This is a genomic window from Pseudomonas oleovorans subsp. oleovorans (assembly GCF_002197815.1).
Classification (GTDB): Bacteria; Pseudomonadota; Gammaproteobacteria; order Pseudomonadales; family Pseudomonadaceae; genus Aquipseudomonas; species Aquipseudomonas oleovorans.
In genome coordinates this window covers 76,378-96,333 of sequence record NZ_NIUB01000010.1, presented here as the reverse complement: position 1 = coordinate 96,333, position 19,956 = coordinate 76,378, and the positions used below count along the sequence as shown (strand labels likewise).

Genomic DNA, 19,956 nt, shown 5'->3' with positions numbered 1-19,956 from the left:
CGACGGCGATCTGTAGGAGCGGCGCCCCGCCGCGAAGCTGGGCGACACTGACATCAACAGCTTCGCCCCGGGGCGGGGCTCCTACGGAAAGCAGGTGTGTGAACCTGGTATCAGGCTTACAGCCCCTTGACCGCGTAGATGCCGGCGGCGTTGCGCCAGTAGCCCTTGTAGTCCATGCCGTAGCCGAAGATGTAGCGGTCGATGCACTGCAGGCCCACGTAATTGGCCTTCAGGTCCGGACGCGCCTTGCGCTCGTGCTCCTTGTCGATCAGCACCGCCGTGTGTACGGCACGCGCGCCGGCATGGCGGCAGAAATCGATGATCGCACCCAGGGTATGCCCTTCGTCGAGGATGTCGTCGATGATCAGCACGTCGCGGTCGATGAACGACACTTCCGGCTTGGCCTTCCAGAACAGCTCGCCACCGCTGGTTTCGTTGCGATAACGGGTGGCGTGCAGGTAAGACGCTTCCAACGGGAAGTTCAGCTTGGTCAACAGCTTGCCGGAGAAGATCAGCCCACCATTCATCACGCAGAACACCACCGGGTTGCGCTCAGCCAGCTCGGTGTTGATCTGGCTGGCGACCTTGTCGATGGCCGCTTCCACCTCGGCTTCGGTGAACAGACAGTCGGCTTCCGCCATGATTTGGCGAATGTGCGCGAGATCGGCGGACATGATGGGACTCTCTCTTGATCGGACTGATGAATGGCGGCGAACAGCCTGAAAGCTGATCGAACCGTCAAATAAAAGCGGGCAAAGGTACAGACCCTGGCAACGCTTGCCAAGTATCGACTGACCAGCGTAGCCGATGCACGGCGCGGGGTGGCGTGACTCATCAGTCACCCACCACTTGGCATGAGCAATGCTTTAATCTAACGCGATTTTTCCCAGAGCCCCGTTGGAGATCCCAGCCCATGCCCACTCGCGAGATTCGCCACCCGCTGATCCGTCACAAGATCGGCCTGATGCGCCGCGCCGATATCAGCACCAAGAATTTCCGTGAGCTGGCCCAGGAAGTGGGCGCCCTGCTGACTTATGAGGCCACCAACGACTTGCCGCTGGAAGCCTACGACATCGAAGGCTGGGCGGGCACCGTTCAGGTGGAGAAGATCGCCGGCAAGAAGATCACCGTAGTGCCCATCCTGCGTGCCGGCATCGGCATGCTCGACGGCGTGCTCAGCCTGATCCCGGGCGCCAAGGTCAGCGCCGTGGGCGTGGCGCGCAACGAGGAAACCCTGGAAGCGCACACCTATCTTGAAAAACTGGCGCCGGAAATCGACTCGCGCCTGGCACTGATCATCGACCCGATGCTGGCCACCGGCGGCTCGATGGTCGCCACCATCGACCTGCTGAAGAAAGCTGGCTGCAAGGACATTCGCGCCATGGTGCTGGTTGCTGCCCCCGAGGGCATTCAGGCGGTCGAGCAGGCGCACCCGGACGTGACCATCTTCACCGCCTCCATCGATCAGCGCCTGAACGAGCATGGTTACATCATCCCAGGCCTGGGCGATGCCGGTGACAAGATCTTCGGCACCAAGCAGAAGGACGCCTGACATGTCGCAAACGGAATTCAACGATCCGCTCTGGCGCCAGGGCATTTCCGGCGCGCAGATGCTGTTCGTGGCCTTCGGCGCCCTGGTGCTGATGCCGCTGATCACTGGCATGGACCCCAACGTCGCGCTGTTCACCGCCGGCATCGGCACCCTGCTGTTCCAACTGGTGACCAAACGCCAGGTGCCGGTGTTCCTGGCTTCGAGTTTCGCCTTCATCGCGCCGATTCTGGCAGCCAAGGGCGAGTTCGGCCTGCCGGCAGTGATGGGCGGCGTGATCGCCGCCGGTCTGGTCTACATCCTGCTCTCGGCGCTGGTCAAACTGCGCGGCCCGAGCTTCATCGACCGCCTGCTGCCACCGGTGGTGATCGCCCCGGTGATCATCTCCATCGGCCTGGCGCTGTCACCGGTGGCGGTGAACATGGCCATGGGCAAGGCTGGTGACGGCAGCGTCGAACTGGTGCCGTACAGCACCGCGATGATGATTTCGATGCCGGCGCTGATCACCACTTTGCTGGTGGCGGTGCTGGGGCGCGGGATCTTCCGCCTGGTGCCGATTCTTGCCGGTATCGCCGTTGGCTGCGCCATCGCAGCGGTGCTCGGGGTGATCGACACCAGTGCCGTCGATCAGGCGGCCTGGCTCGCCGTACCCAACTTCGTCACCCCGGAGCTGCACTGGGGCGCCATTCTGTACATGGTGCCGGTCGCCCTGGCGCCAGCCATCGAGCATATCGGCGGTGTGGTGGCGATCGGCAACGTCACCGGCAAGAACTTCGTCAAGAAGCCAGGCCTGCACCGCACCCTGCTCGGTGACGGCCTCGCCACCTCGGCAGCCGGCCTGTTCGGTGGCCCGCCCAACACCACCTACGCCGAAGTCACCGGCGCAGTGATGCTGACCAAGAGCTACAACCCGAAGATCATGACCTGGGCTGCAGTTTTCGCCATCGCCCTGGCCTTCATCGGCAAGTTCGGCGTGGCCCTGCAGAGCATTCCGGTACCGGTAATGGGCGGTATTCTGTGCCTGCTGTTCGGCTCGATCGCCGTGGTCGGCCTCAACACACTGATTCGTCACCAGGTCGACCTGTCCGAAGCGCGCAACCTGATCATCGTCTCGGTGACCCTGGTATTCGGCATCGGCGGCATGGTCATCGGCGGTAAGGAATTCGCTCTGTCGGGGATTTCCCTGTGCGCCATCAGCGCGCTGCTGCTCAATCTAGTGCTGCCGGGCGGTGCCGGCTGGCGCAAGCGGGACGCAGAAGAAGCCTGATTACGCCGCCCAACAAAAAGCCCGCGACGATCGCGGGCTTTTTGTTGGCACCGGCTTACCAGCCGACGCCGAACCCCAGGGTGTAGCGAGTTTCGTTCAGATCGCCCTCGGCACCGCTGACGATATCTTTCTCGGCCTTCATGTTCAGCGACGCCCAGTCGGTCACCTTGTAACGCAGGCCGACTTCCGCATCGAGGCTGTAGTCCGCCGCGCCACTGAGCGGACGACCGACCTCACCGACAGTGAACAGCTCGACGGTCTTGCCGATCAGATAGCGGTTGTAGTCCCACTTCACGCTCATCGCATAGAAGCGGTCCTGCTCGCCATTGCTGTAGCGGTAATCACTGCGGTTGGCCAGGGTGGCGAGGGAGAACGACCCCAGCTCGTCATCCCAGAACTGGTAACCCGGACCGGTACCCAGGGTGCGCTGACGCTCCACCTCTTCGATACGGTCGCGCTTGTACTCGAAGCGCCCCTGCCAGAACCATTTCTCCGTGAGGAAACGGTCAAGGGCATATTCGGCGCTCCAGTTATCGGTACTGACGACGTCGTTTTTCAGCTCGCGGTTGTAATCGGCCAGCGCGTTATGCCGCCACAGGCCATGACGGGCCTGGGTCTTGATGCCGACATCGTAGTCGTCGGAGTCGCGCTCACCGCGCTTGTAGTCGAGACCGAGGTCGATGTTGCCCTTCCAGGTGAAGTCCTCCACCAGCGGCTTGGGCTTCATGATCTGCTCGATCTGCGCCAGCTCGATGGTTTTCGGCGAGTCGCCATTGGCCAGTGTCACCTTGCCCGGCTCGGCGGCCAGCAGCGATTTGGCACGCTCGCCATCCACCGGGCCAAGCTTGACCAGCAGCTCATGGTCGCTTTGCAGGGTGGCGATTTTCTTCCAGCTCAGCGGGATGGAGCCGCCGTAGTCGGTTTCCAGCAGCAGTTTGCTGCCGTCGAAGAAGCGGATGGTGCCGGAGAGACGGTCACCGTTCTTCAACCAGACGATGTCGGCAAACGTGGCGGAACTGCACAGAGCGATGCTCAGGCCTAGCAGGGACAGCGATGTAGAGCGCGACATAAGTTGGGTAATGGCGTTGGTGGGCGAAAGCCGGGCATTATCCGCAACCCCGGCGCCAGAGCAACAACTGACCGGGCCGAATACCCAGAGTTCAGCTTTTTCCGTCGGGCGGCGTGCCGTTGGGCAGCGCACCGCCCGACGGCATCACCACCCCACGCCGATACCGATCAGATAATGCCGATCCGAAACCGTCTGCCCTGGGGCACGCAACTGATCCAGCTCGTACAAAAGCGATAAGCGCGCCCACTGGTTGAGGCGGTAGCGCAGGCCGAATTCGCTATCGAGCACGTAGTCGATTTCTTCGATATGCGGGATCTGCAACTGGGCATTGGCATAGAACTCCAGCCGCGTACCCCACAGCAGGCGCTTGTAATCCAGCTCCAGCGAAGTGGTATTGAACGCCAGATCGGCAACATCCGACTCCAGACGCACGCGATTGAACTGGCCGATCAGGTCGAAACGTCCCAGTTCGTCATCCCAGAAGCGATAACCGGGGCCGGTACCGACGATGCGCTGGCGATCGACAGTCTCGAATTCGTCCTCGGCCTGCTCCACGCCCACCCGCCAGAACCAGTGTTCGGTGAAAAAGCGATCGAGGTCGTACTCCAGTTCCCAGTTGTCCTCGACCTTTCTGTCGTTCTTGGTTTCACGCTCCAGCTCGCCACTGAGCACATGGCGCCAGCGCCCATGTTCGACACGGGTATTGCCCTTGAGCTTCCATTCGTCGACATCATTCTGGTTACGCTTCATGTCCAGTTTGGCATCGAGGTTGCCTTCCCAGAGACGGTCCTCCAGCAAAGGCCGCGGTGGCACCAGGCGCTTGATCTGCGCCAGCGGCAGGGTGTATTCGCGCTCGCCTTGCACCCGTACCATACCGCTACCAGCCGCCGACAACCTTTCGCTGCGTTCGTTGTCGAAGCCGCTACGGCGCACCAGCAGGGGTTTGTCCGAGCTGAGGGTATCGATATCCTTCCAGTCGATCAGCACCTGGCCGGCATACTTGGTCTTGAGCGCCAGCTTGCCGCCGTCGAGCAGGATGATCTCACCACTGAGTCGATCACCGTTGTCCAGCCAAACGGTATCGGCCCAGAGCGGGCTGCCAGGGTAAAAAGGAATAAGGCGATCAGTACGCGCATGATAAGGACGAACCCTATGGGCAATACGAAACCGCCAGAGTCTGCATGGCAGGCCCCACCACCGGCAAGCGTCGAGGCGCGTCGCGAAGCGCTGTACCTGGTATTGGCACAGGTGCCGGAAGGCAGGGTCGTCAGCTATGGCGAACTGGCCCAGTTGGCCGGCCTTGGCCGCGCTGCACGTTGGGTTGGTCGTACGCTGAGCCAGTTACCGAATGGCACCACGTTGCCCTGGCATCGGGTGATCGCCGCTGGCGGACGCCTCAGTCTGGCTGCCGGCAGCCCTTCCGGGGCCGAACAACGGGCGCGCCTGCGCGCAGAGGGCATCAGCATCCTGAACGAACGTGTGGATATGCGCCGTCACGGCTGGCGTCCGATGGAGCACAGCAGTTAGAGTGCGCCTACCAAGACTCCCCCCTGCCCAGATTCGAGCCTGATGCCACGCAAATCCTGGCGAGAAGCCCTCGCCACCTACGCCAACCCCGCCACACTGGCGCTGCTGCTTCTGGGCTTCGCCGCCGGCCTGCCCTACATGCTGGTGTTCTCGACCCTGTCGGTCTGGCTACGGGAAGCCGGAGTGGCGCGCGAAACCATCGGTTTCGCCAGTCTCATCGGCCTGGCCTACGCCTTCAAGTGGGTGTGGGCGCCAATGCTCGACCAGTGGCGCCTGCCATTGCTGGGCAAGCTTGGCCGGCGCCGCTCCTGGCTGGTGTTGTCACAAGGTCTGGTCGCCATCGGCCTGATCGGTATGGCGCATTACGACCCGCAAACGCACCTGTCTTCGCTGATCGCCCTCGCCGTACTGGTGGCCTTCGCCTCAGCCACCCAGGACATCGCCGTCGATGCCTATCGCCTGGAAATTCTCGGCGACGAGCATCAGGCTGCGCTGGCCGCTGCCTACATGACCGGCTACCGCGTCGCCGCGCTGCTGGCCACGGCCGGCGCGCTGTATTTCGCCGAAGGTTTCGGCTCGACCGCCAAGGACTATCAGTTCAGCGCCTGGACCGGCACCTACATGGTTTTCGCCCTGCTGATGTTGCCAGGCCTGCTCACCTCCATCTGGATGCGCGAGCCGCCAGCACCGCCGCACATCAATGTCGCGCCACCCAAGCACGGTTTTTTCCACCAACTGCTGGCGATCAGCGCGGTCATCGTGCTGATCATCGCCGTGCCGACCATGTTCATCCAGTTCTACCAGAGCGACCTGGTGCCGATGCTACTGGGTGACGTCAGCATGCAGGAGCTGCTCTACAGCGACCGCGCCTTCCTGCGCGCCATGCTCTACAGCACCCTGGCCTGCGTGTGCGCCTCCGGGCTGTTCTGGGGTGGGCTGGCGCCGGTGCTGAAAACGGCAGCGGCAAGGTATGGATTCTTCCATCAGCTGCTGTCCGTGCTGCTGCTGATCATCCTGCTGATCGCCATCCCGGCCATGGTCACCCAGTTCTACGAAAGTGACCTGATGCTGGTGTTCCAGGGCCAGATAAGCCTGCAGGAGCTGCTCTACTACGACCGCGCCTTCCTGCGTGCACTGCTCTATACCCTGCTCACCGGCCTGTCCATCTCCAGCCTGTTCTGGGGCGGCATGGCCCCGGTGCTGACGCCGATCAACGACTTCATCGTGCGCTATCGCTGGCAGGCGCTGCTCTTGCTGAGCCTGATTGCCACCTATCGCCTGTCCGACACCGTAATGGGGGTGATGGCCAACGTCTTCTATATCGACCAGGGCTTCACCAAGGAGCAGATCGCCAGTGTCAGCAAGATTTTCGGCCTGGTGATGACCCTGCTCGGCGCCGGGGCCGGCGGCCTGCTCATCGTGCGTTTCGGCATCATGCCGATTCTCCTGATCGGCGCGGCCGCCTCGGCGGCCACCAACTTGATGTTCATGCTGTTGGTGGGCATGGGTCCGCACCTGAACATACTGATCGTCACCATCAGCTGCGACAATTTCAGTGCAGGCTTGGCTACCTCGGCGTTCGTGGCCTATCTGTCGAGTCTGACCAACCTGAAATTCTCGGCCACCCAGTACGCCCTGCTCAGTTCCATCATGCTGCTGCTGCCGCGCCTGATCGGTGGTTATTCCGGCGTGATGGTGGAAAGCCTCGGCTACGCCCACTTCTTCCTCGCCACGGCGCTGATGGGGATACCGACACTGCTGCTTATCATCATTCAGTGGCGCCGCGACAAACGCCAAGCGCGGCCTGAGACGACACCGTCTGCTGTCGAGCAAGCCTGACACCAGGCAGAAAAAAGCCCCGGATCGACCGGGGCTTTTTTGTGGTGAGTGTCAATCAGCCTTGGCCAGATGCACCACCCGCTGCGGGAACGGAATACCAATACCCGCCTCGGTCAGACGCTCCTTGGCCAGTTCGGTGAACTCGAAGGTCACCGGCCAGAAATCACCAGTCGCCACCCATACGCGCAGCGAGATGTTCACGGCGCTTTCACCCAGCCCGGTCACGAATACCACGGGCGCGGGGTCAAGCTGCACACGCGGGTCCTTGGCGATATCAAGCAGCACTTCACGGGCACGCTTGATATCGCTGGAGTAGTCGATACCGATATTGATATCGGCGCGCCGACGCGGCTCACGCGAGTAGTTGGTGATATGGCCGTTGGACAGCGCGCCATTGGGCACGATCACCACCTTGTTATCCGCCGTTTTCAGCGTGGTGTGGAAGATCTGGATGCTATCGACGCTACCGGAGACACCCTGTGCCTCGATCCAATCACCAGCCCGAAACGGACGAAACAGCATGATCAGCACGCCACCCGCGAAGTTGGCCAGGCTGCCCTGCAGCGCCAGGCCGATGGCCAGACCCGCCGCACCGATCATGGCGATGAACGAAGTGGTCTCCACACCGATCATCGACGCCACGCTGATCAGCAGCAGAATGCGCAGCACGATGCTGACCAGGCTGCTGATGAAGCTGCTCAACGCGCGGTCCACCTTACGCGCTGCGAGCATGCTCTCGATGCTCGACGTCAGCCGGCTGATCAGCCACCAGCCGATCAGCAGAGTGATCACTGCCAGGGTCAGCTTGCCGCTGTACTCCAATACCACCGGCAGCCAGGCCTCGGATATTTTCACCAGTTCCTCGACGTTCATCTCCATAGGGTGCTCCTGTTTCCCATACATGAAACGAAACCGCCATGGCATGCCATGGCGGTCAAAATGCTATCAACCTAGCCTGCGACGCCGCAGCGCCACAAAGGTTCAATCGCGGAAGTTGTTGTACTGCAGCGGCATGCCGAACTCATGACCACGCAGCAGGGCGATGGCTTCCTGCAGGTCATCGCGCTTCTTGCCGGTGACACGCACCTGCTCGCCCTGGATGGCGGCCTGCACCTTGAGCTTGGCGTCCTTGATGTGAGCGACGATCTTCTTCGCCAGCTCCTTGTCGATACCTTCGCGGAAGGTGACTTCCTGCTTCATCACCTTGCCCGAAGCGTAGGGTTCCTTGGTTTCCATGCACTGGCAGTCGATCTTGCGCTTGATCAGGCTGCTGCGCACGATGTCGAGCATCTGCTCGAGCATGAACTCGGCTTCGGCGGTCAAGGTCAGCGCCTTGTCCTTACTCTCGATGCTGCATTTGCCACGCAGGTCGAAACGGCGGTCGAGCTCCTTGATGGCATTGTCGACCGCATTGGTCAGTTCGTGTTTGTCCAGTTCAGACACGATGTCGAACGAAGGCATGAGTGGGCTCCTGATGGACGGCGCGATCCTCTTCACGGAGTGAACGCGCCTGACTTGACGATAACTATGGCGGCCTCATTATAACCAGTCTGATAAACGCCGTTTGGCGTCCTTCCCTCCTGCCTGCGAGCCAGTACCATGCCCAACCCCCATCTCAGCATCCTGGTGGTGGACGACGCCAAGTTCTCCAGCGCCATGATTGGCCGTGCACTGAGCCAGGCTGGCTACCAGGACGTGCGCTTTGCCAGCAGCGCCAGCGAAGCCCTGCAGCAGCTGGAGCAGCGCCCGGCCAGCGTATTGCTGGCCGACTGGCTGATGCCCGAGATCGACGGACTGGAACTGACCGCGCGGGTGCGTCAGCTGGACGAGACCGCCGACCATTACACCTACATCATCCTGCTGACCGGCAAGGAAGGCGAAAACGTCCTGGGCGAAGCCTTCGACCGCGGCGTCGATGACTTCATCAGCAAGGCGGCGATGAACGAACAACTGGTGCCACGCGTGTACGCCGCCGATCGCCTGTGCAACACCCTGCAACGCCTGCTTCACGAAAACCGCATGCTGACGCAGAACATCGCCAGCCTGGAGCGACGCAATCTGGTCGATCCACTCACCGGCCTGGGCAACCCGCGCTATCTGCGCCAGAAGCTCACCGACAGCCTGCGCCAGATCGAATCGCGCGGCGGCGCCGTGTGCTACCTGCTGATCGGCCTGCAGGACGCCGGTCAGCTGCGCAACCAGTACGGTGACCGCTTCTTCAACGAACTGCTGCATGGCGTCGCGCGACGTCTGCAGCAGCTTGTCAGACCACTGGACGTGCTGACGCGCCTGGATGACAACCACTTCGGCCTTATCACCCTGCTCGAAGACCTGCACGAGTGCTCGCCGAGCAGCTTCAAGCGCCTGCACGAAGGCCTCAACTTCAAGGCGTTCAAGACCAGCGAAGGTTTCATTACGCTGAAAGCCGGCATCAGCCTGGTCGGTCTGGATGCCAAGGCGCTACCCACCGATACCGAACAACTGATTCAGCATGCGCAGAATCTGCTACCAGAGTCTTACGCCAGCGGCCGGGTCGCAGCCATGCGCCTACCTCTGCCGTGACCTGGCACATCCTCGGCGCCGGCAGTCTCGGCAGCCTCTGGGCAGCACGCCTGGCCCGTGCCGGCCTGCCAGTCAGGCTGATCCTGCGCAACCGGCAACGCCTCGAAGCCTATCGCCAGGCCGGCGGCCTGACGTTGGTCGAAGCGGGCCAGCCCATGCAGTACGCCATTCCTGCAGAATTGCCACAAGCGGACACGCCCATCCATCGCCTGCTGCTGGCCTGCAAGGCCTATGACGCGCAAAGCGCGGTGGCGACCATCGCCGGACGTCTTGCCCCGGGCGCCGAGCTGCTGCTGTTGCAAAATGGCCTGGGCAGCCAGGATGAAGTTGCCCAACGCCTACCCAAGCAACGTTGCCTGTTCGTCTCCAGCACCGAAGGGGCTTTTCGTCCCGCCGATTTTCAGGTGGTGTTCGCCGGCAATGGCCACAACTGGCTGGGTGACCCGAGCGATCCCCAGCCACCAACCTGGCTGGACGAGCTGCAGCGCGCGGGCATCGCTCACCAGTGGAGCCCGGATATCCTCACGCGCCTGTGGCGCAAGCTGGCGCTGAACTGCGCGATCAACCCGCTCACCGTACTGCACGACTGTCGCAATGGTGGCCTGACCGAGCACCCTGCCGAAGTCGCCACCCTGTGCGCCGAACTCGACGAGCTGCTGCAACGCTGCGGCCAGCCCGCAGCCGCAGAGAATCTGCATGAAGAGGTACAGCGCGTGATCAGCGCCACTGCGGCGAACTACTCCTCCATGCACCAGGACGTTGCACAGGGACGTCGCACCGAGATCAGCTATCTGCTTGGCTACGCCTGCGCAGCGGCGCAGCGTCATCAGCTGCATGTGCCGCACCTGCAGCATCTGCAGCAGCGCCTGCTGAGCCACCTGCGTGAACGGGGTTTGCCTCTCGCTTGAGTACGCAGGGCGGGTGCAACCCATCACTCGCAGCTTGGCGGGTAGCACCCGCCCTACACAGGCAGTAGGCAATGGCCTGACAGCCGCGCTAACCTGCCGTCCTCACTCGCCACAACGATACCCTCATGAGACTGCGTCAGCGCCTCGAAAACCTGCCAGTGGGCCGCAAACTGCTCGCCGCACTGCTGGTGTTGCTCGCCGCCGTGATGCTGGTGGCCAATCTGGCTTTCATCAGCGCAGCCTACTGGATCACCCAGCAGAGCATGGCGCCACAGGCCCTGCACACCCTCGGCCGGCTTATCGCCAGCCCGACACTGAGCAAGGAAGCCTTGCACTCGTCCGCCTCGGCCGAGGCCCTGCTCAAACGCCTGGACGATTACGCGCCCCTGCGTGCAGCGATTATCTACGACAGCAATGGCAACAGCCTGGCACAACTGCAACGCGGCGAAAAACTGCAGCTACCGCAGCAACTGAGCCAGCTGCAGAACTGGCGCGAAACAGCCTTTCGCACCAACCTGCTGGTCGATCTGCCCCACCCCAGCGGTCGCCCCGGCGCCCTGCTGCTGGTGGCGTCCAGCGAATTGCCTGGTGCCTTCTATACCGGCACCCTGACCGCCAGCCTGGTGATTCTGGCGTTCAGCGTGCTGCTGTGGTTGCTGGTGGCCAGGCAGATCAAACGCCTGGTGACCAAACCCATTCGCCGTCTGGAAGAACTGTCACGCCAGGTCACCCGCGAAGAGAACTATGCGCTGCGCGCCAATCGCGGCAATCAGGACGAGATCGGCAGCCTGGCCGATGCGTTCAACACCATGCTGATGCGCATGGAAGCGCGTGAGCAGCAGCTCAAGCGTGCCCGCGACGACGCCCAGCAGGCCTTCGATCAGGCGCAGAGCCTGGCCGAGGAGACCCGCCACTCCAACCGCAAGTTGGAGCTGGAGGTGCAGGTGCGCAGCAAGATCGAGAAGAAACTCACCGGCTTTCAGAACTACCTCAACAGCATCATCGACTCCATGCCTTCGGCGCTGATCGCTCTCGACGAACAGCTCTACGTCACGCAGTGGAATCAGGAAGCCAGCGCCCTGTCCGGTACGCGCCTGGAAGAGGCGCTGAACCAACCGATATTTCTCGCCTTCCCGCCACTCAAACCCTTTCTCGCGCAGCTCAAACGCACCGCCGAGCAGCATCGCGTGGAGAAGATCGAGCGCGTTACCTGGCACAAAGACGAAGAGCCCCACCATTACGCCCTGACCTTCTACCCACTGGTGGGCGGCGCCGGCCGAGGCGTGGTGATCCGTATCGACGACATCACCCAGCGCCTGGCCCTGGAGGAAATGATGGTGCAGTCGGAGAAGATGCTCTCCGTCGGCGGCCTGGCGGCGGGCATGGCGCACGAAATCAACAACCCGCTCGGCGCCATCCTGCATAACGTGCAGAACATCCGCCGGCGCCTGTCGCCGGGTCTGGAAAAGAATGTCGAACAGGCCGAACAGGCCGGCGTCAGCCTGGAAGCCATTGAGCACTACATGGAGGCACGCGAGATACCGCGCCTGCTCGACGGCATCCAGCAGGCCGGCCAGCGCGCCGCCAAGATCGTCAGCCACATGCTCAGCTTCAGCCGCCGCAGCGACCGCCAGCTATCGCCCTGCGATCTGCCGGCGCTGATCGACCAAGCCCTGGAGATCGCCGGTAACGACTTCGACCTGACCGACAGTTTCGACTTCAAGACCCTGGAGATCGTGCGCCAGTTCGACCCGCTGCTGGGGCCTGTGGCCGGCACCGCCAACGAACTGGAGCAGGTGCTGCTCAACCTGCTGAAGAACGCCGCCCAGGCCATTCACCAGCGCGACGAGGATACCGAGCCCGGCCGCATCATCCTGCGCACTCGGCAGGCCGGCAACTGGGCAGAAGTACAAGTGGAAGACAACGGCACCGGCATGAGCGAGGCGGTGCGCAAACGCATCTTCGAACCCTTCTTCACCACCAAGGAGGTGGGCCAGGGCACCGGACTCGGCCTGGCGGTCTCCTACTTCATCATCACCAACAATCACAAAGGGCAGATGGAAGTGCACTCGACGCCAGGCCAGGGCACCTGTTTCACCCTGCGCCTGCCGCTGGCCTCGCTGCCCGATCACACAGGACTCTGAGACATGGGCTTTCGCCTCTCGAAGATCTACACCCGCACTGGCGACAAAGGCGAAACCGGGCTGGCCGACGGCCGCCGGGTCGGCAAGGATCACCCACGCATCGAGGCCATCGGCGAACTGGACACGCTCAACAGTCAGCTCGGCCTGCTACTCGCCGAACTGGATGATGCCGCCACGACCTGGCCGGCACTCAAGGAGATCAGCGAGGTGCTGAGCCCCTGCCAGCACCGTCTGTTCGATCTCGGGGGCGAACTGGCATTGCCCGAGTACCAGGCCTTGCAGCAGGTAGAAGTGCAGCGCCTGGAGACGGCCATCGACAACTGGAACGAAGAGGTCGGCCCACTGGAAAACTTCATCCTGCCTGGCGGCTCCAGGCTGATCGCCCAGGCCCACGTGTGCCGCGCCCTCGCGCGCAGCAGCGAGCGCCGCTGCCAGCACCTCAACGCCGTCGAGCCGCTACGTGGTGAGGGCCTGGCCTACGTCAACCGCCTCTCCGACCTGCTGTTCGTCGCCGCCCGCCTGATCGCCAAGCGCCAGGGCATTGCCGAGGTGCTGTGGAAGGCGGCAGACAAGCCGTAGCTCGCGACCTCACATGTAGACGGAGGGTAGGAGCGAGGGGGACGCCTAGTTCTCTGCTCGCAAAGCTTCTTAGACTCGCCGATGTTCGCGAGCAGAGCTCGCTCCTACAGAAATACGGCGTCCCACAAGGGATAATTGGCCAGTTGCGTTACCAGGCCGCTCCGCAGCGGGTTGGAGATGATATAACGAGCGATGTCACGTACATCATCCTCCCGGCGTAAAGCCCGGTCATGGTAGCCGGACTGCCAGACCTTACCGCTGCGTTGCAAGCGCTGATTGATTGCCTTGGCGCTGCGCGACTTGACCTGCTGCAACAGCTTCTCCAAGTCGCACTGCCCCAGTTGAAGCAACCAGTGAAAGTGATCCGGCATCACAACCCAGCACAACGAGGTGGCGAGGTCTTGCTCCTCAGCAAGACGTAATTCGTCGATCAGCAGCCGTCCCACAAAAAAGTCGTGAAACCAAGGTTGTCTACAGTGGGTAACGGCTGTAATCGAATAAATGCGGCCAGATTCAGAAAAACGACCGCTGCGCAGATGAGACGTATGGTAATGGGGCATTCCTTGCCTCCTGCCTGCATGCAACCTCAGGTATAGACCGTAGGAGCGAGCTCTGCTCGCGAAGCTTCTTAGACTCGCCGATGTTCGCGAGCAGAGCTCGCTCCTACAGGGTGCTAGCCGGCCAGAACGCGCGAATACCGGCCACGCCCTGGGCGCCAACCTGCCAGGCACGTTCGATATCGGCCGGGCCTACGCCACCCAGCAGATATGCCGGCAGGTTGCAATGGGTCAACATCTCGCTTGCGGCGTCCCAGCCCAGCGGCTGCGCCTCGGGATGAGTCGCGGTCGCCTGCACAGGGGACAGGGTGACGAAGTCCACGCCCATCTGCGCGGCCAGCGCCAGCTCATCGGCATTATGGCAAGACGCCGCCAACCAGCGGTCGTCAGGGAACGGGCGGCCGCCAGCGCCGTACTTGCGCAGCTGTTCGGCCGTCAGGTGCCAGCCAGCCGCGGGAAAATCGCCCAGCCACTCCAGCGGTCCCTTGAGCATCAGTTGCGCCTTGCCGGCACACAGGCCCTGCACGTCGACAGCCAGGTCGCGGTATTGCGGGTCGAACATGTTCGGCGCGCGCAGCTGAATCAGCCTTACCCCCTGCGCCAGAGCACTGCGGATGCCGGCAAGCAGCTCACTCGGCTCCAGGCCGTCCGGAGTAATCAGGTAACGCTCGGGCAGGCGCGCGGCGGCGACTATGGGTTTGTTGGCGGCGGGAAATTCGTACTCCAGCAACTGCCGTTCGCTGACCCAGGCCAATGGCTGGCCCTCGGCACCATGCGGCTCGCCACTGAAGGCGGAGACTTCCCAGACGTCCAGCAACACCTGCTTGTCCGGGTAATCATGACGAATCTGGATCAACGGGCGCGCAGCCTGCGGACGAATGCCCAGTTCCTCCTGCAGTTCACGATCGAGGGCAACCCGCACCGCCTCACCGTCCTCCACCTTGCCGCCGGGAAACTCCCACAGACCGCCCTGGTGTTTGTCATCGGGTCGCCTGGCGATCAGGATGCGTCCATCGACACCCCGAATCACCGCTGCTGCGACATGCACACGCTTCACCCCTTTACCTCCTGCAATGCTGCCTGATACCAGCGCCGGAACGCCGGCCAGCGGTAGATGGTTTCGACATAGGCCGCTGCCGTTGTCGGTAGCGCCACATGATAACTGCGCAGACGCGCGGCGACCGGCGCATAGAAGGCATCGGCAATGCTGGCCTGACCGAACAGATAGTTGCCTGAAGTGGCGAAGCGCTCGCGGCAATCGGCCCAGATCGCGCAAATACGATCGATATCCGCCTGCGCCGCGTCCGGCAGCTCGGTCAGTGCCTTGTCACGCGCCAGATCCATCGGCAGGTGGCTGCGCAGAGCGCTGAAGCCACTGTGCATCTCCGCACAGACACTACGCGCCAAGGCGCGGGCCTGGCGATCCTGCGGCCACAGCTGCGCCTCGGGGTAGCACTCGGCCAGATATTCGGCTATCGCCAGGGAATCCCACACCGGTCCCTGTTCAGTGAGCAGCACAGGCACCTTACCGGTGGGGGAATGACGCAGCAGTTGCACACGGCTGTCAGGCTGATACAGACGCACCAGCACTTCCTCACATTCCACACCGGCCAGCTCGACCGCCAGAGCGGCGCGCAACGACCAGGATGAATAGTTCTTGTCGCCAATCACCAGTTGCAGTGCCATCTCGCGCGTCCTCGCCTACGTTCCTGGAAATACCCCGAAGTCGATCGACGTTAAAAGCCCGCCCCCCCGAATAGCAAATTCCCGCGCGTCATGGGGTCATGAGGCGCGGGAATAATGGACGGCCGGGACTAATCAGGTGCGGTATTCGGCGTTGATCTTGACGTACTCGTGGGACAGGTCGGTGGTCCAGATGGTCTCGCTGCAGGTGCCGCGGCCCAGCTCGATACGGATGGTGATTTCCTCACGAGCCATCACCGCCGCACCCTGCTCTTCGGTGTAGGTGGTCGCACGGCAACCCTTGCTGGCGATGCAGACTTCGCCGAGAAACACGTCGATCTTGCTCACATCCAGTTGCGGTACGCCAGCATAGCCGACAGCCGCGAGGATACGCCCCCAGTTGGGGTCGGAGGCGAACAGCGCGGTCTTGATCAGCGGCGAATGGGCCACCGCGTAAGCCACGTCCAGACATTCCTGATGCGTGCCGCCACCGTTGACCTGCACGGTGACGAACTTGGTCGCGCCCTCACCGTCACGGACAATGGCCTGCGCCACCTCCATGAATACCTCGAACACGGCCTGCTTGAGCTTGGCGAACAACTCGCCGGAGGCCTCGGTGATTTCCGCCAGGGCCGCCTGCCCGGTAGCGATCAGCATGCAGCAGTCGTTGGTAGAAGTATCGCCGTCGATGGTAATGCGGTTGAACGACTTGTTCGCCGCGTCACGCACCAGATCCTGCAGCACGCCCTGCGCGACCTTGGCGTCGGTGGCGATGTAGCCGAGCATGGTGGCCATGTTCGGCCGGATCATGCCGGCGCCCTTGGAAATGCCGGTCACGGTGACGGTGACGCCATCGTGCTGGAACTGCCGGCTGGCGCCCTTGGGCAGGGTGTCGGTGGTCATGATGCCGGTGGCGGCAGCTTCCCAGTTGTCAGCCTTGAGATCATCCAGCGCGGCCTGCAGCGCGGATTCGATCTTCTCCACCGGCAGCGGCTCGCCGATCACACCGGTGGAGAACGGCAGCACGGCGCTTTCAGTTACACCGGTCAGCTCGGCCAGACGCGCACAGGCACGGCGCGCACGGGCCAGACCATCGGCGCCGGTACCGGCGTTGGCATTGCCGGTATTGGTCAGCAGATAACGCACTTCACCACCCAGGCGCTCGCGGGTAATCAGTACCGGCGCCGCGCAGAAGGCGTTGGTGGTGGTCACCCCGGCGATCCGCGAACCTTCGGCGCAGCGCATCACCACCACATCCTTGCGCCCGGGACGCTTGATGCCGGCCGAGGCGATGCCCAGCTCGAAACCGGGAACCGGGTGCAGGGTAGACAGCGGGCCAAGACCAACAGCCATAAGGTGAGCTCCTTGTGAGACGTTGCCGACCGCCAAGCGGTCTGAAAGATAGTAAAACGCCGCGAACGGCAGGGCCGTCGCGGCGTCATCGAGGGCGGCGACAGCATAGCCGAAGCCCTCTCTACTGCAAGCGCCTTCAGCGGCGCGCACCTGCCATGATCAGCCGATCTGACCGTGGCAGTGCTTGTACTTCTTGCCCGAGCCGCAGGGGCACGGTTCGTTGCGACCGACCTTCGGCTCGGCGCGTACTGGCGCTGCAGCCACAGCGACGTCGCCCTCTTCGCCATTGCTCTCTTCAGCCGCCAGGGCCGAAGCGTCAGCGTGCTGGAACTGCATGCGCTCGGCCATCGCTTCAGCCTCGCGACGCAGTCGGGCTTCTTCTTCGGCCGGATCTTCGCGACGGACCTGAACATGACTGAGCACGCGGATGGTGTCGCGCTTGATCGACTCCAGCAGCTCCTGGAACAGGGCGAAGGACTCGCGCTTGTATTCCTGTTTCGGGTTCTTCTGCGCGTATCCGCGCAGGTGGATGCCGTGGCGCAGGTGGTCCATGGTCGACAAGTGATCTTTCCACAGGTCATCCAGCACGCGCAGCAGAATCTGCTTCTCGAAGGTACGCAGGGCTTCGGCGCTGGCCTGGGTCTCCTTCTCGTTGTACGCAGCCAGCAGCTCGACAAGGATGCGCTCACGCAGGGTTTCTTCGTACAGCTTGTCATCTTCGTCCAGCCACTGCTGGATCGGCAGCTTGATGCCGAAGTCGCTCTGCAGGGTGGCTTCCAGGCCAGCCACGTCCCACTGCTCCGGCATCGACTGCGGCGGGATATGGCTGTTGATCGCTGCGGTCAGCACTTCCTCGCGGAACTCGGCGATGGTGTCGCCAACGCTCTCGGCAGCCAGCAGGCTGTTGCGCATGTGGTAGATCACCTTGCGCTGCTCGTTGGCCACGTCGTCGAATTCGAGCAGTTGCTTGCGCATGTCGAAGTTGCGGCCCTCGACCTTGCGCTGGGCCTTCTCGATGGCGTTGGTGACCATGCGGTGCTCGATGGCCTCGCCGGACTGCATGCCGAGGGCCTTCATGAAGTTCTTCACCCGATCCGAGGCGAAGATGCGCATCAGGTTGTCTTCCAGCGACAGGTAGAAGCGGCTGGAACCCGGGTCACCCTGACGGCCGGCACGACCGCGCAGCTGGTTGTCGATACGCCGCGATTCGTGGCGCTCGGAGGCGATCACGTGCAGGCCGCCAGCTTCGATCACCTGCTGATGGCGCTTCTGCCACTCGGCCTTGATCTGCGCGATCTGCTCGTCGGTCGGGTTCTCCAGTGCCGCAACTTCCACTTCCCAGTTGCCGCCAAGAAGGATGTCGGTACCACGACCGGCCATGTTGGTAGCGATGGTCAGCGCACCCGGACGACCAGCCTGGGCGATGATCTCGGCTTCCTTGTCATGGAACTTGGCGTTGAGCACCTTGTGCTCGATGCCTTCCTTATTCAGCAGCTGGCTGACGTATTCGGAGGTTTCGATGGTTGCGGTACCCACCAGCACCGGACGGCCCTGAGCCTGGCACTCCTTGATGTCGGCGATGATCGCCTGGTACTTCTCTTCCTGGGTCAGATAGACCAGATCGTTGAAGTCCTTGCGCGCAACCGGCTTGTTGGTCGGGATCACCATCACGTCCAGACCATAGATCTGGCGGAACTCGAAAGCCTCGGTATCGGCGGTACCGGTCATGCCGGACAGCTTGTTGTAGAGACGGAAGTAGTTCTGGAAAGTGGTCGAAGCCAGGGTCTGGCTCTCGGCCTGAATGTTCACCCCCTCCTTCGCTTCGATGGCCTGGTGCAGGCCCTCGGAGAGGCGGCGACCCGGCATGGTACGACCGGTGTGTTCGTCGATCAGGATCACCTGGCCGTTCTGCACGATGTACTCGACATTGCGATGGAACAGCTTGTGCGCACGCAGGCCGGCGTAAACGTGAGTCAGCAGACCGAGGTTGTGCGCGGAATAGAGGCTTTCACCTTCGGCCAGCAGACCGGCAGCGGTGAGCATCTCCTCGACGTACTGGTGGCCGGCTTCGTTGAGCTCGACCTGACGCGATTTCTCGTCGATCTTGTAGTGACCTTCCTGAGTCACCACGCCTTCCTCTTCCTCGATGTGCTGCTTGAGGCGCGGGATCAGCTTGTTGATCTCGATGTACAGCTTGGAGCTGTCTTCGGCCTGACCGGAAATGATCAGCGGGGTACGCGCTTCGTCGATGAGGATGGAGTCGACTTCGTCGATCACGGCGAAATTCAGCTCACGCTGGAACTTGTCTTCCAGGCTGAAGGCCATGTTGTCGCGCAGGTAGTCGAAACCGAATTCGTTGTTGGTGCCGTAGGTGATATCGGCGGCATACGCGGCGCGCTTCTCTTCCGGCGGCTGAAAGGGGGTGACGATACCCACGGTCAGGCCGAGGAACTCGTACAGCGGACGCATCCAGTTGGCGTCACGACGGGCCAGGTATTCGTTGACCGTGACCACATGCACGCCCTTGCCGGACAATGCGTTGAGGTAGACCGCCAGGGTACCTACCAGGGTCTTGCCCTCACCGGTACGCATCTCGGCGATCTTGCCTTCGTGCAGGGTCATGCCGCCGATCAGCTGCACATCGAAATGGCGCATGCCCATCACCCGCTTACCGGCCTCACGGGCCACGGCAAAGGCTTCGGGAAGCAGCTTGTCGAGGGTTTCGCCCTGAGCCAGACGCCCCTTGAACTCTTCGGTCTTGCCACGCAGTTGCTCGTCCGAGAGGGCGATCATCTGCTCTTCGAGGGCGTTGACGGCCTGCACCGTCTTGAGCATACGCTTTACTTCACGCTCATTCTTGCTTCCGAAAAGTTTTTTCAACAGAGGCGCAAACATATCGACAGGGTCTTCCGGCGAATG

Annotated in this window: 16 protein-coding genes and 2 pseudogenes; 8 read left to right on the top strand and 10 right to left on the bottom strand. The window is 62.4% G+C overall.

Annotated features, from left to right (window positions below; all coding sequences use genetic code 11):
• Positions 1-116: 116 nt before the first annotated feature.
• Positions 117-674, bottom strand: a complete 558-nt coding sequence (locus PSOLE_RS08155; protein ID WP_003459387.1) for a hypoxanthine-guanine phosphoribosyltransferase — start codon at positions 672-674, stop codon at positions 117-119.
• Positions 675-913: 239 nt separating this feature from the next.
• Between PSOLE_RS08155 and upp the strand changes: the two genes are divergently transcribed.
• Positions 914-1,552, top strand: a complete 639-nt coding sequence (upp, locus tag PSOLE_RS08150; protein WP_003459386.1) for a uracil phosphoribosyltransferase — start codon at positions 914-916, stop codon at positions 1,550-1,552.
• Between the two features lies 1 nt (position 1,553).
• Positions 1,554-2,816: a uracil-xanthine permease family protein gene (locus tag PSOLE_RS08145; protein WP_074855542.1), complete on the top strand. Its 1,263-nt coding sequence runs from the start codon at positions 1,554-1,556 to the stop codon at positions 2,814-2,816.
• A gap of 55 nt (positions 2,817-2,871) precedes the next feature.
• Here the strand turns inward: PSOLE_RS08145 and PSOLE_RS08140 are convergent, their stop codons facing one another.
• Together PSOLE_RS08140 and PSOLE_RS08135 are read right to left on the bottom strand one after the other, a co-directional pair.
• Positions 2,872-3,885 (bottom strand): DUF481 domain-containing protein, encoded by a 1,014-nt coding sequence (locus PSOLE_RS08140; RefSeq protein WP_074855540.1) that lies wholly within the window; start codon positions 3,883-3,885, stop codon positions 2,872-2,874.
• Between the two features lie 144 nt (positions 3,886-4,029).
• Positions 4,030-5,021, bottom strand: a pseudogene (locus PSOLE_RS08135) (DUF481 domain-containing protein).
• 16 nt (positions 5,022-5,037) lie between these two features.
• Between PSOLE_RS08135 and PSOLE_RS08130 the strand changes: the two are divergent.
• Both PSOLE_RS08130 and PSOLE_RS08125 read left to right on the top strand, forming a co-directional pair.
• Complete coding sequence (locus PSOLE_RS08130) at positions 5,038-5,412, top strand: MGMT family protein (RefSeq protein WP_055983859.1); 375 nt, start codon at positions 5,038-5,040, stop codon at positions 5,410-5,412.
• A 42-nt stretch (positions 5,413-5,454) separates the two neighbouring features.
• On the top strand, positions 5,455-7,251 hold the full coding sequence (locus PSOLE_RS08125; RefSeq protein WP_074855537.1) for an AmpG family muropeptide MFS transporter: 1,797 nt from the start codon (positions 5,455-5,457) through the stop codon (positions 7,249-7,251).
• Positions 7,252-7,302: 51 nt separating this feature from the next.
• Here the strand turns inward: PSOLE_RS08125 and PSOLE_RS08120 are convergent, their stop codons facing one another.
• Positions 7,303-8,130: a mechanosensitive ion channel family protein gene (locus PSOLE_RS08120; RefSeq protein ID WP_074855535.1), complete on the bottom strand. Its 828-nt coding sequence runs from the start codon at positions 8,128-8,130 to the stop codon at positions 7,303-7,305.
• A gap of 102 nt (positions 8,131-8,232) precedes the next feature.
• Entirely contained in the window at positions 8,233-8,712 is a 480-nt protein-coding gene (locus tag PSOLE_RS08115) for a YajQ family cyclic di-GMP-binding protein (protein WP_017678988.1), read from the bottom strand.
• A gap of 135 nt (positions 8,713-8,847) precedes the next feature.
• Here PSOLE_RS08115 and PSOLE_RS08110 point away from each other — a divergent pair.
• The 4 genes and pseudogenes from PSOLE_RS08110 to PSOLE_RS08095 all read left to right on the top strand — a co-directional run.
• A pseudogene (locus PSOLE_RS08110) lies at positions 8,848-9,813 on the top strand (response regulator); the annotation flags it as partial.
• Positions 9,810-10,721: a putative 2-dehydropantoate 2-reductase gene (locus PSOLE_RS08105; protein WP_039964328.1), complete on the top strand. Its 912-nt coding sequence runs from the start codon at positions 9,810-9,812 to the stop codon at positions 10,719-10,721. The pseudogene PSOLE_RS08110 and the gene PSOLE_RS08105, both read left to right, overlap by 4 nt.
• A gap of 125 nt (positions 10,722-10,846) precedes the next feature.
• On the top strand, positions 10,847-12,865 hold the full coding sequence (locus tag PSOLE_RS08100; protein ID WP_074855533.1) for a HAMP domain-containing sensor histidine kinase: 2,019 nt from the start codon (positions 10,847-10,849) through the stop codon (positions 12,863-12,865).
• A gap of 3 nt (positions 12,866-12,868) precedes the next feature.
• The gene (locus tag PSOLE_RS08095) at positions 12,869-13,444 is read left to right on the top strand and encodes a cob(I)yrinic acid a,c-diamide adenosyltransferase (protein WP_074855531.1); all 576 of its coding nucleotides are present in this window, start codon (positions 12,869-12,871) and stop codon (positions 13,442-13,444) included.
• 104 nt (positions 13,445-13,548) lie between these two features.
• On the opposite strand, the gene PSOLE_RS08090 is transcribed toward PSOLE_RS08095, so the two are convergent.
• From PSOLE_RS08090 to secA, 5 genes are all read right to left on the bottom strand, one after another.
• The gene (locus PSOLE_RS08090; protein WP_074855529.1) at positions 13,549-14,004 is read right to left on the bottom strand and encodes an REP-associated tyrosine transposase; all 456 of its coding nucleotides are present in this window, start codon (positions 14,002-14,004) and stop codon (positions 13,549-13,551) included.
• A gap of 103 nt (positions 14,005-14,107) precedes the next feature.
• Positions 14,108-15,058: a Nudix family hydrolase gene (locus PSOLE_RS08085; RefSeq protein WP_074855527.1), complete on the bottom strand. Its 951-nt coding sequence runs from the start codon at positions 15,056-15,058 to the stop codon at positions 14,108-14,110.
• On the bottom strand, positions 15,055-15,687 hold the full coding sequence (locus PSOLE_RS08080; RefSeq protein ID WP_074855525.1) for a glutathione S-transferase family protein: 633 nt from the start codon (positions 15,685-15,687) through the stop codon (positions 15,055-15,057). The genes PSOLE_RS08085 and PSOLE_RS08080 overlap by 4 nt, the downstream gene beginning before the upstream one ends.
• Positions 15,688-15,819: 132 nt before the next feature.
• Positions 15,820-17,037, bottom strand: a complete 1,218-nt coding sequence (gene argJ / locus PSOLE_RS08075) for a bifunctional glutamate N-acetyltransferase/amino-acid acetyltransferase ArgJ (protein ID WP_074855522.1) — start codon at positions 17,035-17,037, stop codon at positions 15,820-15,822.
• A 159-nt stretch (positions 17,038-17,196) separates the two neighbouring features.
• The gene (secA, locus tag PSOLE_RS08070) at positions 17,197-19,932 is read right to left on the bottom strand and encodes a preprotein translocase subunit SecA (protein ID WP_074855518.1); all 2,736 of its coding nucleotides are present in this window, start codon (positions 19,930-19,932) and stop codon (positions 17,197-17,199) included.
• Between the last annotated feature and the right edge of the window lie 24 nt (positions 19,933-19,956).